Source organism: Porcipelethomonas sp., assembly GCF_051893655.1.
Lineage (GTDB): Bacteria > Bacillota > Clostridia > Oscillospirales > Ruminococcaceae > Porcipelethomonas.
The window spans coordinates 1-16852 of record NZ_JBJFHN010000041.1; the positions used below are offsets into that span (position 1 = coordinate 1).

The following is a 16852-nucleotide window of genomic DNA, read 5'->3' on the forward strand; positions in this document are numbered from 1 at the left end:
AACATTTCCGTTTGAGTGAACGCTGTCATCCTCACTGTCAGCTGCAATAACGCCGTCATTTATAGCAATATTTCCGGATGCTTTAAGAGCTTTCTGACTTTCTTCTGTCTTGTTCTGATTGCCTTCCTGTCCCATAAAACCTCTTCCGAAGTTACCATTGTCCTGATTTGCGGTATCTGACAGCTCTTCCCTGTTTCCGGATTTAATTGTATATTCACCGCCGTTTATTGTCAGAGTACCTTCAGCCTGTACTGCGTCCTGCAAAGAGGTAATATCAAATGTTCCGCTTTCAAAAACCATATAGCCTTTATCAGCTTCATCAGTGTTGGAAGTTTTTATGCCGTCTTCCTGAGAATTGATTATAATGTCTGCTGCATTTACTGCCACAGAATCCTTGCCCTTAACAGCATTGCCCACAGAAGAAATATTAAGACTGCATTGTGCAATACGCAGATCATCCTTACAGGTTATTCCCTCGTTATAATTTGCTTTTATTTCAAGAGAACCTCCGCCGTTTACAGACAAATCGTCCTTACTGAATATAACTGCGTCCGGTTCATTTTCCTCTCCGTTTTCATAAATATAATTTGCACTGTCTGACAGACTATTTTGAGTACCGTCAGCAAGAGTAAGAATAACCTTGTCTGAATTTTCAACAAAAAACGGAGAATAAGAAGAACAGCTGATATTTACTCCGTCAAATACAATATGAGTTTCCTGACTGTTATTTACATAAATCCGTCCGTCCGACATTTCCCCGCTGAAAACAAATGTACCGCCGGATGTCAGTGAAATTACCCCATCCTTATATTCTGCACCTGTTCCGTCAATTTCTGCATTGCTGTTACTTAACTTTATGCTTGCAGTAACATCTTTATAATCAGTCAAAAGATCTTTTTCATCAAAATACTGTGACTGTGAAACTTCATTTTTTATTGGCTGCACTGAACTTTCTGCTGATGACAAGCTTTCAGAAACGCTCTGAAGTTCCGCCTCAGATGAAGACTGGATACCTGTTTCATTACTGCATCCTGATAATGAAGCCGAAATAACTGATACAAAAATGAGTGTTCTTAACATTGTTTTTAATTTTTTCAAAAAAATCACGCCTTTTTATAAAGTGCCCCTCTGTGATTTTCCTTTTTCTATCTATTATACAGTTTAATATTTTTTTGTTAAATTTATGTGAAATTATCCTGTAAATCAAACGAAAATATTAAAATTTATTTACTGTAATCCTTAAAGCTAATGTTTAAGTCCACATCTCCTTCTATACCCGGAACCTGTCCCGTACTTGTATACTGCCACATATCAAAATCGTAATAATATGTAGGTTCTGAATTATATTCAGCAAGCCAGAAATCATAATCTGTAAGCCTGTTCAAATCAAGCTTGAAAATTGTAGTACGCTTATTCTGATATATCATCGGTGTATATCCGGCATTCTTTATTGTTTCACAAAACGCAACACAGCAGTCTGTCAGAACATCTACTGAAACATCGTCAGTACGTGCTGTATCATCATAAATAATTTCCCAGTCATATACTACGGGATAATTAATATCCAGCCCTTCAAGGCTCTCAATTACAAGATTTGCCTCTTCAACAGCTTCCCCAGCAGTAACTGCCTGGGAGAAGAAATATACTCCCGCATCAATCCCGGCATCTCTTGCCCCCTGAATGTTTTCAGCATAATTTTCATCCAGATGAGCTTCCCCTGTTCCATAGCCTCTGTATCCTAAGCGAACCATTGCAAAGTCGATTCCCGATTCCTTGACCTTATTCCAGTCTATATTATCCTGATGAACGGAAACGTCAACTCCCAGAAGTGAAGTGATTTCTGAATCGTCAACATAAAATTTTCTGCCGTTTCTGGATTTTATCTGGTCAATATTCTTTGAAAATGCAGGAACATTTTCAAGTACCGGAATCCATATTTCACCGTATGTTCCATCCTCAAGAAGTATTTTTTTACCGCTCAGCTCATAATAATTATCATTGACTTTCCGTTCTATTTCTGCGGCAGTATCCTTTGAATCGGAATCAGCTTTACCCATTGTTTCAACAGCGTCATTCCTGTTTCTGTAAAGAAATACCACTGAAATTGTCAGAAAAATAATAAGAATTGTCTCTACTATTATAAGTATATTTTTTATGGCGGACTTCATTTCAATTTTCTCCTTTCACAATTCAAAATCCGGCATTCAAATAAAAGATATGCCATATTCATTTTTATCATACCATAAAAACGTATAAAAGTAAATATTAATTTTGATATGGTGTATTTTTTACAAATCCCCTGTTTCCCGGTTGACATATTATGTATAATGTGTTATAATTATGCTACTGAAATTTCTTTATGGAGGTAATAAAATATGGAAACAAGAATAATAGAAATTAAATCCAGAACAAACAGCAAAATTAAAATAGGAGTTATCCCAGGTCACTTTGCAACAAACCACTCTCATGTTAACTATTATGTTGATATGACAAAGATCAAAACTCATCATGCAATTGCAAAAGAAACTGCAAGAGAACTTGCAAAGGCATATATTTCAACCCTTTCAGTTGATACAATTATTTGTCTTGAAGGTACTGAAATTATCGGTGCATTCCTTGCAAGAGAGCTTGCAAAAGAAGGACACACTTCCATTAACAGCGGAAAAGATATATGCGTTATAACTCCTGAAACAAATGCTAATAATCAGATGATTTTCCGTGATAATATCCAGAAGGATATTTTCGGCAAACAGATTCTTCTTCTGATTTCCTCAGCGTCAACAGGCAAAACTATAAACCGTTCTGTTGAATGCCTTCAGTATTACAACGGTCATCTCGCAGGAATTTCATCAATATTCAGTGCTATTAAGGACTATAACGGAATAGAAATAAATTCTATTTTCTCATCAGACGATCTGAACTCCTATGAAACAATGCCGGCAAATCACTGCAAGCTATGTGAATCCGGTCAGAAGGTTGACGCTATTATCAACAGTTTCGGTTATTCAAAAATCTGATATAATGTTACTTAAAAATCTCATACCGCCAGTATGGGATTTAAGGCAATAACGCATAATTATTGTCGTGCAGATGTACGGTAAAGGCGATAGCCATTAATTGTGCGGTATTGCCTTATTTTTCTGCACTAAACAGAAAAAATGGGCAGCAAAGCAAGCTTTCTAAGCCAGATGAAAAAACTAAATTATAAAAAATTCAGCCTAATAATAATGACTCAAATAAGGAAATGGGACTTTTGATAATTCCGATTAACTGAAATATTGACATAAACATGGAAAATATGTTAAAATAGTGTTGTATTATTGCTTCGCCAGTTAAATTTTGCCTTATTCGGCGGAGCAACAATAAATTAAAAGTACCGTTTTGCCTGTAACCTAAGGTGACAACCGCAAAATATGGTAAATAGATAACGAGTCACATTTTACTTGTCTCATCTATATATTAAGGAGGTTGATTAATGAAGTTTACAAGAAAATGTATTTGTATTGCTGCTTCATTGCTTATGGCATTAAGCTCTATGGAAATTAGTGCCGGGGCAGATACTGAGATCCAGAATCCATCATTAAAAGGTGATATCAATGCTGACGGATATGTTGATGTGTATGATTCACTTTTACTCAATGAAATCATTTTAAATAATACTTATGATGAATCCGCTGATATTAACAGTGACGGAACTGTAGATGAAAATGATTCGGATGAATTATACAAATATATTATATCAGAAGAACATATATATAAGGAATCTGATGATGATGGAAACAAGATATTTCTGTCTGAAACAGAAACATCTCCGGGCAGTACTGCCAGTCTTCAGCTGAAATTTGATGAAAACACTGACGCTCAGGCAGCAGCAGTAGTAATTGAATATCCAAACAGCTTAACGCCCGATGAAAAAACAAGTTTTTCAAATGCTGAAATCACAAATTTTGAGGACGGTAAAATTACTGCCGTTTTTGCAGATGTCAACGGTCTTGAATCTGAACTTTCATCACTTGATTTTATAATTTCAGATGACGAAAAAGCCAATACAATCTATGACATTAAATTATATGTCATTTCATTTGGTAATTCAGACGGAGATTTTGAAAAAATATCCATAGGAAACGGAATAATTCAAATATCAGACAATGAACTGTCTACAGAACCGTCTACAGAGCCTTTGTTAACTGATACTACACAAACAGATATACAATCGGAAACTACTGTAACTGCTGTTTCGTCTGTCAGTGCTTCTGACTCAGCATCAATATCAACAGTGACGTCCTTTGTAACAACTGTTTCTTCTACAACAGGCATAAGTATATCAATTGATTTAAGCGAAATTGAAAAGGATAACAAGCTTCAATGGTACAAATCCAGTGAAAAGGAATTTTTCAGGGACGGAATAAAAATTTATATTGACGGCAAAGAAATATCGGCTGCTAATAAAATTTATTTTAATACTACTCCCAAATCAACATATAATGGTGAAACATTTGATTATGTAATTCCATTTACAGTTGAATATAATAATATGATTATTGCAAGCACTTTCAATGCAAAAATCGGCAAAGACGGAGATACAAATCTTGATCATTGTGTTGATGACAGTGATATTGAAGCAGCAATAAAATGGATCAATTATGAACAGAGTATAACCGAATTCCAGCAATTTCTGTTAGATAAAAATAATGACGGAGATGTAGATTACTCAGATATATCGTATACCAGCAATAAGGTTTCCTATATCCTTTACAGTGATCATGCAGAAGCTATTGACTGTGACAGTTCAGCAACCTCAATTGTTATTCCGTCAACAATAAAAATGCTGCCGGTCACTAAAATTTCAGGCACATTTTTTGGAATGCGTGGAAAATTAAAAAGTCTGCGTATCAACAATCCTGATTGCGAAATTGAGAATGTTGATAATGCTATAAGCATTAATACTACTATTTATGGATACACTGATTCCGCAGCACAGATTTATGCACAGGAATTCGGAAAAAAATTTGTTGCCATAGACACCAGAGGCGATGCCAACAGTGATGGAATCGTCAATGTTCAGGATGCGGCATTAATTGCAAGAAAAGTTGCTCAGCAAAAAAACAGCGAGCTTCCTTCATGGTCAGATTATAATGAAGATTCACAGGTAAATATAAGAGATGCAGCAGCTATTGCAAAATATGTTGCAAATAAATATTCAGGTTGAGTATAATAAAAAGCGGAACTTTTAATCAGTTCCGCTTTAATTTTATACATAAAGATATGAACATTTATTCTCTGTTAGCCATAAGTTCTATAGCTTGTCTGTTATTGCATACGTTTGTAACTTTATATGCTCCTCCGAACTCTCCGTCTATAGTCCACTGTATTTCTTCGTCACATTCAAATATGATTTTTGATGTTCTGAATGATTTAATATATGCGGTATCAATATCTATATCAATATTAAGAAGTGAATGAATAATTCTCTGTAAATCAAGAGGATTGCTAGGTGTTTTTATGAGTGTAACCTCATAAAGTCCGTCATCAAGAAGAAAATCATTAAGTGAAAGCAATCCGGCAACTGAAGAAGAATTAGTTACCATACCAAAAATATAATCGTCCTCAATAGTCTCATTATCATAAGTAATTTTCATGTGGTAAGATTTAATACTTTTTAATTTAGTAAGTCCGTTTAAAATATATGCAGCATGTCCCAGCTTGTTTTTCGCCTGCTGAGAGGTTTCATAGGTAACTTCAATAAATGCACCGAAAGCCGCTATATACGTAAAATATTTATCATTAAAACTGCCTATATCGCATGAATACGGTTTTCCATCTATAATCCACTGGGCTGCTTCAATAATTCCTTTAGGAATACCTACTCCCCTTGCAAAGTCATTTGTAGAACCAGCAGGTATATATCCTATAGGAACTTTATCTTCTGATTTCATAACCCCCTGAATCACTTCATTAAGTGTTCCGTCTCCCCCGGAACATACTATAAGATCATATCCCATGCTGCATGCGTATTTAGATGCGGCGCAAGCATCCAATCTTTCCTGAGTGGGTCTTGCAGTAACCTCATACCCTGCCTTAGTAAACATATCAATAACATTTCCAAGCTTTGAACCTATAGTTGCTTTACCTGACTGCAAATTAAATATAAAATAAAGTTTTTTCATTGAATAATCTGCCTTTCATTTGTACATAATTTTATTATACATTAAACTTCGATTCAATTCAATATTTATTTCAATTTATTTTTTGAAAAATTTTCAAATTTTTTTCAAAAAAGTGTTGACAAACGAAATTTAATGTGATATAATAATTAAGCAGTCGAGATGAGATGCAAAAATAAAATACTGGGGTGTCGCCAAGTGGTAAGGCAGAGGACTCTGACTCCTCCATTCCGTGGGTTCAAATCCTACCACCCCAACCAATGAAAAAAATGGATTCCATAAATGGAATCCATTTTTATTGTCCTACCATTTAATTTTCATCTGTTTCTTAAAAGACATATTAGTACCTTAATTTTAATACAAAATTAAGGTACTTTTTTCTCAATATAATAAAAATCTCCGGTAAAAATGGAAGTATTTTCCAAACTGATAGATTTAAACTTTTTAAAACAAAAAAATCCCCCAAAAATGGGGGATTTGATATTATTAAATTATGCGTCGTCTTCACCCTGAAGTGCGTCATAGCCAACTTCACCTGTTCTGACTTTAACAACATTTTCAACGTCAAAGATGAAGATTTTACCATCACCGATGTTGCCTGTATAAAGTGCACGCTTAGCAGTATTAACAACAGTTTCAACAGGAACCTGTGAAACAACAACCTCAACCTTAGTCTTAGGAAGAAGCTGAACCTCATCACGTTCAACACCACGATAATAAGTCTTCTGACCCTTTTGAGTACCATAACCCATAACGTTTGTAACCGTAATACCCTTTACGCCGATTGCACTGAGAGAAGTTTTAAGTGCTTCAAGCTTTTCAGGTTTACAGATAATCGAAAGTTTTGTAAGTTTCGGACTGCCGTCAGTAGTTTCCTTTGTTTTAATAGTAACAGGAACAGCCTGTTCAACAGGTACGGCATTTGCTGTATTGATACCAGCAGCAGCACCCTGCTCACGAATTTCAGATATACTAGCTGCTGAAGGCATAAAGTCAGCATAGCTTGAAGGAAGATTATGCTCTGTAGCATCCAGACCAATGATTTCTTCTTCTTTAGAAGCTCTGAGTCCGATTGTTGCCTTTATTACAAAGAAAGTAATAGTCATAAGAACTGCTGCCCATGCACCTACCGAGAGTACTCCGACAAGCTGTTTACCGAACAATGAGAATCCACCGCCATAGAAAAGACCTTCAAGAGTGTCATTTCCAGGTACAGATGTTGTTGCAAACAGACCAACAGCCAATGTACCCCAGATACCATTCATCATATGTACTGCAACAGCACCTACAGGATCATCAATATGAAGCTTATGATCCAGAAGCCATACTCCGAATACTACCAGAAGACCTGATACAATGCCAATAATTGCAGAACCCAAAGCATCTGTAACATCACATCCTGCTGTGATACCAACGAGACCAGCCAGAGAAGCATTCAAACACATTGAAACATCAGGCTTGCCATATTTAATCCATGTAAATACCATACATGTGCATGTAGCAATTGCAGGAGCAATAGTTGTTGCAACGAAAATAGAACCTAACTGTCCGAGAGAGGTTGCGGCAGCACCATTAAATCCATACCAGCCAAACCACAGAATAAATACGCCCAAAGCACCAAGTGTCAGTGAATGTCCCGGAATAGCATGAACCTTTGTTACCTTGCCGTTTTTATCCCTGTCAAATTTACCGATACGAGGACCCAAAATAGCTGCACCAATAAGAGCTGATATACCGCCTACCATGTGAATTGCACATGAACCGGCAAAATCGTGGAATCCCCACTGCTGCAACCAGCCATTGCCCCAGATCCAGTGTGCTTCAATAGGATAAACAACTGCTGAAATAACGCCGGAATAAACACAATATGAAATAAACTTTGTTCTTTCTGCCATAGCACCTGAAACAATAGTTGCTGTTGTTGCACAGAATACAAGGTTAAATACAAAATTAGACCAATCAAAATTTGCATAGTCAGTAAAAATCTGCCAGTTTGGTTTACCAATCAAACCGAAAAATGTATCTTCTCCCAAAAGAAGACCAAAACCCAAAAGTACAAATACTACAGTACCAATACAAAAATCCATCAGGTTCTTCATTATAATGTTACCGGCATTCTTTGCTCTGGTAAAGCCTGTCTCCACCATTGCAAATCCGCACTGCATAAAGAATACTAATGCGGCACCGATTAAAAACCATACACCATAAAGTTCATCCATGATTATCATCCTCCAAATAATTAATTTTGACTGCTTTGCCGGCAAATAAAAAAGGCACTGAAAAAGAAACACAACATTTCTTTTTCAGCACCTTTGCTGTCCATGTTTTAAGTATATACCAAACATTTCATTTTGTCAAGCACTTTTTTTAAAAAAATAAAGTTTTTTTATTTAACTCTAAATTTATACTATAAATACTTTTATTGGAAAACAAAAAAAATTTTCTGATTTTTTATCAGATAAAAAAATATTTTTCAAAATTCTGCCTTTTTAACTATATTTTTTGATGAAAATTCAAGTAACCTGAATGAACTCCGGAAAAATTCTTATGAGAAAAAACTTAATTTTTGAAAGAAAGTACTTGACTTTTTTTAAAAAATGCAGTATTATTATGAAATAAAGAACAAAGGTGTTCATCAGTATTGTTGTATGTTTGTACAGTGCTAATGGCACTTTTATTTTTTTAAACCTGTACCAACATAAAATCAGTATAGCAGACAGCTGCAAAAATCAAAAAACAAACCTCATAATACTTTACATATTCGCAAAAAAGTAGTATAATGTGAATTAAGGATAGTTGACTATCCTTGTTTATTTTTATGCTTAAAAATATTTTATAAAAATAAATGGATAATGGAGCTTATGATTATGAATTACACACCTAAAGAAATATTAAGCTTTGTAGAAGAAAATGATGTCAAGTTTATCAGGCTTACCTTTACGGACATTTACGGCAATCTTAAAAATATTGCAATTATGCCTGATGAACTCCCATATGCTTTTGAACACGGCATACCTTTTGATGCTACTGCTCTGGCAGGATGTCATTCGGATCTTTTGCTGTTTCCGGATATTTCAACCTTGTCCGTTCTCCCCTGGAGACCAAAATCCGGAAGAGTAATCAGATTTTTCTGCAACATTAAATGCACTGACGGAACCGAGTATAAGGGTGACCTCAGAAACGAGCTGACAGAATACATAAATACGCTCAAGGGACAAGGTTACAGCTGTGAAATAGGAACAAAATGTGAATTTTATCTTTTCAACACAGATGATAACGGAGACCCTACAAAAATTCCGCATGACAATGCAAGCTATCTTGATATTGCACCGCTGGACAAATGTGAAAATGTAAGACGTGAAATATGCCTGTCCCTCGAAGAAATGGGATTCAATCCGCAAAGCTCAAGACATACTTACGGTCCGGGACAGAATGAAATTGATTTTAAGAGAAGCGACGTTTTAAGTGCCGCTGACAATATGGTTTACTATAAAACTGTTGTAAAAAATATTGCCGCACAAAATGGTCTTTTTGCAACATTTATGCCAAAGCCTATTGAAAATCAGCCCGGAAGCGGTCTTCACATAAGCATTGCCATCAAGAAAGATAACGAGCATATTTTCTCACCTACCCCTGAAAACCAGACAGAAATCGGAAGCCATTTTGTTGCCGGAATTCTCAACAGAATCAGAGAAATTACATGTTTTTTAAATCCTATAACCAATTCATATAAGAGATTCGGAGAAAATTTTGCACCTAAATATGTAAACTGGTCATTCGAAAACCGTTCCCAGCTGATAAGAATTCCTTATACTGCCGGAAAGCACCCCAGAATAGAAATTCGCTCAGCAGATGCTGCATGCAATCCTTACATTGTTTTCAAACTTCTGCTGGCAGCAGGCTTTGAAGGTATAGATAACAAAACTGTTCTCAGCCAAAAAACATTTACTGGTGATACCCCGGCTAAATTTGATGAACTTCCGGAAAGCCTCCGGGAAGCTGTTGAACTGGCAAAAGCAAGTGATTTTGTAAAAATGAATCTGTCCCCTGAAATTTATGATGCCGTATTCAGTAATCTGGATTATACGCTGACCAAATATAATATGGCAGATGATAAAATTAAATTTGAAGATGAATTTTATTTTAATTCTATTTAAAGGTTGTGACTTTTATGGACAGAGTACTTTTAGCATCAGGCTCTGACAAAGGTATCGCATTGTTATCACAGCTTTTAAGGGAATCCGGTTACACCCAGATTACCAATACCCAAAGCGGTAATGATGCAAGACGATGTATTAATCAGACTGAATATGAGCTTGTTGTTATTAATACCCCACTGTCTGATGAATTCGGACATGAACTTTCAATAAAAATTGCCGAATGCTCAAACTCAGGTATAATTCTGATATGTAAATCTGATATTGCTGAAGATGTAGCGGACAAACTCAGCTGTTACGGTATATGCGTTGTTTCAAAGCCTGTTAATAAAACTATATTTCACCAGTCCATCAGACTTGTATCTGCAACACGTTCAAGAATGCTTGGTCTGCAAAATGAAAATTTTAAGCTTCAGACTAAAATTGAAGAAATCCGTCTTATTAATCGTGCAAAATGCTGTCTGATTCAATACCTGAAATTTACAGAACCTCAGGCTCATCGCTATATTGAAAAGCAGGCAATGGATACACGACAAACAAGAAAAGAAGTTGCACAGCGTATTCTGTCAACTTATGAAACATAAAGGCGTCTTAACAGACGTCTTTTTTCAGGCAATACCATTATCGGTATTGCCTATATTATTATCTTATCTTTTTTCTTATCATATTTTAAAATTCTGTAATAGCATTCTGATTTCATGAATTCCGAATCCTTATAATATCTTACTGCTGATCGCCTATGTACGAATTTCTTTGCCATATCCGGAAAATGAACTCCCACTCTTTTTGTATACACATATAATTTTTGATTATCAATATATACTTCTATTATATAATATATATTACTGTTCTTATTAGCGTCATACATTGATTAATGCTCCCGAAATTTTATTTGTACTTTTATTTTATCATATTTTTCATAAAACTACAATATTTTAGTGGGATTTTTTACCAAAAAAATTATTAAAACTTCCTTGTTGCAAATTACAAATTTCAGCATAAAATAAAATAAGCGGATATTCAGCTCCGTTTACATTTCTGCAAGTGGCAATACTGCCCTCAGAATAGCTTCAGGAATCAGAACTGAACATCTGCTTTGATATATATGCCTGCGGTAATTAATCATTACCGCAGTTTTTTTTATTTTTTTTTGCCATTTCCTCATATTTTTTCTTTGTTGCAAGACCTCCTCTTATATGACGTTCCTGTTTATTGGTTTCTAATATTTTTTTAACCTCCGGATAAAGCCGGGGCTGTATTTTCGGCAATCTTTCACTTACATCTTTATGTACTGTACTTTTACTTATTCCGAATTTCTTTGCTGTTGCTCTTACAGTAGCATTATTCTCCAATATGTATTGTCCTAAAATTACTGCTCTGTCATTCGGCTGACCTTTCACTCAACTCACTCCAATACACTTTTTTGTTAATTATATGCTTGAAGCAGACAATTTATTATTGAGTAAAAATAAAAAAGGCAGGAGGTGCCTGCCTTACAGACTGTATAAAAACTTCGGTTTAAAGTAAATAAGGGGACGCTTTCACTTACAAAGCGTCCCCTCTTCAAATATATTAACCTTTATTTTTCTTTTTTGAATGTTTAATGCAGTAAACTGCAATTTCTATTATAATAGCTGCCGCAGTTATTCCAATAAAAATCGGAACAAGTCCCCATCCGCCGTAGCTTTCATTTTTATTGCTGTTTTTCTTATCGGATGATTCCTTATAATCGTTCTGCTGATTCTTACCAGCAGCCGAATTCTGAGTATTGTCACCGTCAGATTTATTAGCGTCTGCATCACTGCTTCCCTGAGTCACAATAACTCCGCCGTTTTTATCTGCCACATAAGCCGTTACCCACGCCAAAGGGGTATTCCAGTTTATAGTACATTCATTGACTGACCATGCTTCAATATTATCCATATAGCATTTTGCAGGAGCAATTTCTCCCGGTTTCCAGCCAGAACCCTTAACCCATGGATCTTGCATTCCGGAATTCGGTCCCCCAACTAAAACGCCATTAGGAGCCTCCGGAAAACTTTCATCAACCTGATGTGACCACCATCTGTGATGAGGATTTTTTACGGCATGACTCCCATATCCGGTTACATAAGAATAGTCCATAGGATTTCTTCCCAGAATATAGTCCATACCGCTTATAACTCCCTCAAGATAATCATCATTACCTGTCAGTTCATAAGCATAAGCCATTATAATATTATTATTCATTACAAATGAATTTGAACCCCATATATATCCATTCCTATCAATTTCATAGCTTATTGTACTTGATTCATATGGCTGACCATACCCCTGATTCTCAGTCAGTTCCTCAAAATAATCAGCTGCACCGGAGATGCATTCTGTAAGCATATCCTTTTCAGAGGAATCCAGCTTATCTGTATTAAGTGCCATTGAAAGATTGCCTAACGCTGCAACATGTCCCCAGTTAAAGCTTCCGCAGCTGTCAACATCCTCGCCTCCTGAAAGCTTTACATCCATTTTCATATAATGTTCAGAAGCTTCAACGTCCTGCTTATAACTCAAATCACCTGTAGCCAGAAACAGCTCACATGCTGCCCAGTAAAATTCGTCAGTTACATCATCATCACCATAAGGTCCTCCGCCTACTGATTCATCCAATGGGGCATACATATCCGGATGGCTTTTAGCGGCATCATAAGCCGATTTTGCATTTGTAAGACAAGTTTCAGCAAACTGCGGATCTATATCCTTCCACAGGCGATATGCCTGTGCTGCACATGCCGACATATTAAGAGTTGCAGCAGTTGTAGGCGGTTTTATTATACGTTCCTCCGGATCATCTGCCGGTGCGAGAGCAAGGGCTGTCCATTTTATGTCATGAACCTTGTGATATACCATATTGGCATATTCACCCTCTTTGACCATCATCTTAAACATCCATTCCATTTCATATCTTGATTCGTCAAGAAGATCAGGATAACCATTGGAATTTTCCGGAATACTCATAGTACCGTCGGCATAAACAGATTCAGTACCATTTTTCACAGCCATTTCATACTGATTCTGCATAGTCCACAGTGAAATTCCGCCGTTTACAACATATTTTCCGTGATCTCCTGCATCATACCAGCCCCCGGAAACATCCTGAGTACCCTGACTCCCGGAATATCCCCAAGTCTGTTCAATTGTCGCCACATCAGACGGATGTCCTGCAGCTCTTGCAAGAGAACTGCTGTCACCTGAAATAATATACTGGCTTTCTATCTCAATACCGCTTCTGTTCTGATAAAAATAATTCAAAGCGTCATAAAGCATGTAGGAATAAATTTCACTGCTGCCAATTTCAAATTCACGGCTTTTTGCACCGTCCTCAGCTTCAAGATAATATGTGCCTGCCGTAGTGAAATCAGAAAAATCCAGCTTGTGAACATTGTCACCTGAATCTGCATCAAGACCCATAGGCTCGGATTCACCCTCAAAAACAGTTTGTCCGCCTGAATCCTTAAGCTCAAATTTTACAGATGATGAGGAATCTGAAAGCAGTGTTGCTTTTTTATTCATATTCTCAAAATACCCCAGCTGATTGGTAAGAATATCAGAACGCACCCATTCTTCTTCCGGCTGATAGTCATACTCATCACTGGTAGTACATTCAAGGGACATATTGTCAAAGGTAAAAACCGTACCCTCCGGAACAGTATCACCGCCGATATGAAATGCCCATTCTACTTCAGCTGTTCTGTTTGCAGTAAAAGTTCCCTCTACTTTTTTAGTCTGGTTTGCCTGAAGCTGCTGAACATTCCAGAATGCGTCATACTGTGACGGATCTGGTTCACCATGCCAGTCTTCTGCATAAGGTTCTGCCATATCACCGATTTTAGTATAATATGTGCAGTCATTACTTGCAGTAATTTCAAATGAGACTTTATATGTGTTGCCGCTTGCTATTGTTATTCCTCTGTGGCGGAACTGACAGTCCCATCTGTCCTCTCCCCCTCTGGAAGCACCGCCCGGATTTACAATAGTTATTTTATATACGCCGTCAGAAATTTCAAAATCCATTTCACCCGGCTGGGATTCACAGACATGCCATGGAAGACCTACACCGTCTTCAAAATCAGTTTGTCCCAGAAGCTGTCCGGCAGAAACAAATGTTGACGGAGTAATTGAGGTACCAATTACATTTAAAGCTGTCACCGCTGAAACTGCTATCAGTACAGCTGATTTCTTAATTTTGTTTTTTATCATTACATTCCCTCCTGTTTTCATATTACTATATTTTTTCAATTATGTAAAGGGGAAAAAAGAATTTTTAAGACTATATTTTCATAGTAAGTGCAATTCTTTTTCTTTTAACATCTACGTCTAAAACCTTTACTTTCACAATCTCTCCAACTTTTACGACTTCAAGGGGATGCTTAATAAACTTATCGCAAATCTGAGAAATATGCACCAGACCGTCCTCATGAACCCCGATATCAACAAACGCACCAAAATCAATTACATTTCTGACTGTCCCCACAAGTTCCATACCCGGCTTAAGATCCTTGATTTCCATAATATCTCCGCTTCTCATAAGGGGAGCAGGCAGCTCATCACGGGGATCACGTCCGGGTTTCTGCAACTCTTCAATTATATCCGAAAGGGTAGGAACACCGATTCCCAGCTTTTCACATACTGATTTTCTTCCCCTTTGATTAACAGTATCTTTGATTTTTCCCATTTCTGCAGTACCGATATCAGCAAGCCTGAATCCGCATTCATCTATCAGTTTCTTTGCAGCTTCATAGCTTTCTGGATGAACTGCCGTATTGTCAAGAGGATTTTTACCGTCCCTTACACGCAGAAATCCTGCGCACTGTTCAAATGCCTTTTTGCCAAGCTTAGGTACTTTCAGAAGCTGCTTTCTGTCAGTAAAAGCACCGTTTTCTTCACGGTATGCCACAATATTTTTAGCTACTGAGTTATTGATACCCGATATATAAGATAGCAAAGAGTATGACGCAGTATTAAGGTCAACGCCCACTGAGTTAACACAGTCCTCTACAACGCCGCCTAAAGCTTCGTCCATTCGTGCTTTAGGCATGTCATGCTGATACTGTCCCACGCCTATTGCCTTCGGGTCAATCTTTACAAGCTCTGCTAAAGGATCCTGCAAACGTCTTGCAATTGAAATCGCACCTCTTATCGATACGTCAAATTCAGGAAATTCTTCCGCTGCAAGCTTTGATGCAGAGTAAACAGATGCACCTGCTTCGCTTACAACCATATAGCTTACCTTCTGCGGTATTTCATGAAGTATCTCAGCAATAAGAGCTTCGCTTTCTCTTGAAGCCGTACCGTTTCCGATAGCAATTGCAGTTACTCCGTTTTTCTCAATTATAGATTTGATTCTGGCTTTAGCTGCTTCATCCTTTCCCTTACGGAAAGTAGGATATACTATTGCTGAATCAAGAACCTTACCGGTACTGTCAACAACTGCTGTCTTGCAGCCATGAGCATAACCAGGGTCAAACCCTAAGGTAATCTGATTTTTTACAGGCGGCTGCAAAAGAAGCTGTCTTAAATTAGATGAAAATACTTTAATAGCACCCTCTGCGGCTTTAGCAGTAAGCTCTGCTCTTATTTCACGCTCCACTGACGGCATTATAAGACGCTTACAACTGTCCTGAGCAGCTGTTTTAACGAGTTCTCCGCATTTACTGTTATTTTTAACATACATACTCTCAGCAACGGAATAACAAAATTCCTCATCAATTGCTACAGAAACTTTTAATGCACCTTCCTTTTCACCTCTGTCAAGTGCCAGAATTCTGTGTCCGGCAATTTTTGATACGCCCTCACTGAATTCATAGTAATTCTGATAAACCGTTTCAGCTTCTTCATCAGTAGCTTTGGATTCGATTTTTCCAGCCTTTTCATATAGACTTCTTATTTTCTTTCTTAGTTCTGCATTATCTGAAATATCTTCGGCAATTATATCCATTGCACCCTGCAAAGCAGCGTCAGCCGTTTCAATTTCCTTTTCAGTATTAATAAATTTTTCAGCTTCTGATTCCGGATCGCTGTTGTTATCCTGACCGATAATAAAATCTGCCAGCGGTTCAAGTCCCCTGTCACGGGCAACGCTTGCTCTGGTTTTTCTTTTAGGCTTGAATGGTCTGTATATATCCTCAACTTCTACAAGAGTTACAGCCTTTTCCAGTGCCGCTGAAATTTCTTCTGTCAGCTTGCCCTGATCCTCAATTGACGAGCTTACTTCATTTTTCCTGTTTTCCAGATTACGCAGATATGTAAGTCTGTCATTGAGTGCACGAAGCATCTGGTCATCAAGAGAACCTGTAAGCTCTTTTCTGTACCGGGCGATAAATGGTATTGTTTTACCGTCGTCAATCAGTGCAACTGTATTGTCAACCTGTTCCTGTCTGAGTTTAAATTCTTCTGCTAATGTTTTCTTAATATCCATAATTTACTGCCTTTCAAAAAGTATAATAATATAATTTTAGCACTTTTTACACTTTTTTTCAACCTAAAATTATAAAGGAT

The 16852-nt window shown here is 37.0% G+C and carries 12 protein-coding genes and 1 tRNA gene; 5 read left to right on the forward strand and 8 right to left on the reverse strand.

Annotation, left to right across the window (positions count from 1 at the left end):
- The coding region (locus tag ACI4WO_RS02140) for a carbohydrate-binding domain-containing protein (protein ID WP_439805912.1) at positions 1–1098 on the reverse strand (1098 nt) is incomplete at its 3' end.
- 125 nt (positions 1099–1223) lie between these two features.
- The gene (locus ACI4WO_RS02145) at positions 1224–2168 is read right to left on the reverse strand and encodes a glycoside hydrolase family 25 protein (RefSeq protein WP_439805913.1); all 945 of its coding nucleotides are present in this window, start codon (positions 2166–2168) and stop codon (positions 1224–1226) included.
- Between the two features lie 207 nt (positions 2169–2375).
- On the opposite strand from ACI4WO_RS02145, the gene ACI4WO_RS02150 reads away from it, so the two are divergent.
- Positions 2376–3017 carry an orotate phosphoribosyltransferase gene (locus ACI4WO_RS02150; RefSeq protein ID WP_439805914.1) on the forward strand — a complete coding sequence of 214 codons (642 nt, stop codon included), beginning with the start codon at positions 2376–2378 and terminating at the stop codon, positions 3015–3017.
- Between the two features lie 458 nt (positions 3018–3475).
- Positions 3476–5209, forward strand: a complete 1734-nt coding sequence (locus ACI4WO_RS02155; RefSeq protein ID WP_439805915.1) for a dockerin type I domain-containing protein — start codon at positions 3476–3478, stop codon at positions 5207–5209.
- A gap of 64 nt (positions 5210–5273) precedes the next feature.
- On the opposite strand, the gene ACI4WO_RS02160 is transcribed toward ACI4WO_RS02155, so the two are convergent.
- Positions 5274–6167 (reverse strand): diacylglycerol/lipid kinase family protein, encoded by an 894-nt coding sequence (locus tag ACI4WO_RS02160; RefSeq protein ID WP_439805916.1) that lies wholly within the window; start codon positions 6165–6167, stop codon positions 5274–5276.
- A 181-nt stretch (positions 6168–6348) separates the two neighbouring features.
- On the opposite strand from ACI4WO_RS02160, the gene ACI4WO_RS02165 reads away from it, so the two are divergent.
- A tRNA-Gln gene (locus ACI4WO_RS02165) sits at positions 6349–6424 on the forward strand.
- A gap of 231 nt (positions 6425–6655) precedes the next feature.
- Here ACI4WO_RS02165 and ACI4WO_RS02170 read toward each other — a convergent pair.
- Positions 6656–8383 (reverse strand): ammonium transporter, encoded by a 1728-nt coding sequence (locus tag ACI4WO_RS02170; protein WP_439805917.1) that lies wholly within the window; start codon positions 8381–8383, stop codon positions 6656–6658.
- Positions 8384–9031: 648 nt separating this feature from the next.
- Here ACI4WO_RS02170 and ACI4WO_RS02175 point away from each other — a divergent pair.
- Positions 9032–10321 (forward strand): glutamine synthetase family protein, encoded by a 1290-nt coding sequence (locus ACI4WO_RS02175; RefSeq protein WP_439805918.1) that lies wholly within the window; start codon positions 9032–9034, stop codon positions 10319–10321.
- A 14-nt stretch (positions 10322–10335) separates the two neighbouring features.
- The gene (locus ACI4WO_RS02180) at positions 10336–10905 is read left to right on the forward strand and encodes an ANTAR domain-containing response regulator (RefSeq protein WP_439805919.1); all 570 of its coding nucleotides are present in this window, start codon (positions 10336–10338) and stop codon (positions 10903–10905) included.
- Between the two features lie 50 nt (positions 10906–10955).
- Here ACI4WO_RS02180 and ACI4WO_RS02185 read toward each other — a convergent pair whose 3' ends face one another.
- The 4 genes from ACI4WO_RS02185 to ACI4WO_RS02200 all read right to left on the reverse strand — a co-directional run bounded on the left by ACI4WO_RS02185 (position 10956) and on the right by ACI4WO_RS02200 (position 16772).
- The gene (locus ACI4WO_RS02185) at positions 10956–11189 is read right to left on the reverse strand and encodes a hypothetical protein (RefSeq protein ID WP_439805920.1); all 234 of its coding nucleotides are present in this window, start codon (positions 11187–11189) and stop codon (positions 10956–10958) included.
- A 250-nt stretch (positions 11190–11439) separates the two neighbouring features.
- Complete coding sequence (spoIIID, locus tag ACI4WO_RS02190) at positions 11440–11721, reverse strand: sporulation transcriptional regulator SpoIIID (RefSeq protein WP_439805921.1); 282 nt, start codon at positions 11719–11721, stop codon at positions 11440–11442.
- Positions 11722–11893: 172 nt separating this feature from the next.
- Positions 11894–14554 carry a glycoside hydrolase family 9 protein gene (locus ACI4WO_RS02195; RefSeq protein WP_439805922.1) on the reverse strand — a complete coding sequence of 887 codons (2661 nt, stop codon included), beginning with the start codon at positions 14552–14554 and terminating at the stop codon, positions 11894–11896.
- Positions 14555–14624: 70 nt separating this feature from the next.
- Entirely contained in the window at positions 14625–16772 is a 2148-nt protein-coding gene (locus ACI4WO_RS02200) for a Tex family protein (RefSeq protein ID WP_439805923.1), read from the reverse strand.
- Positions 16773–16852: the final 80 nt, after the last annotated feature.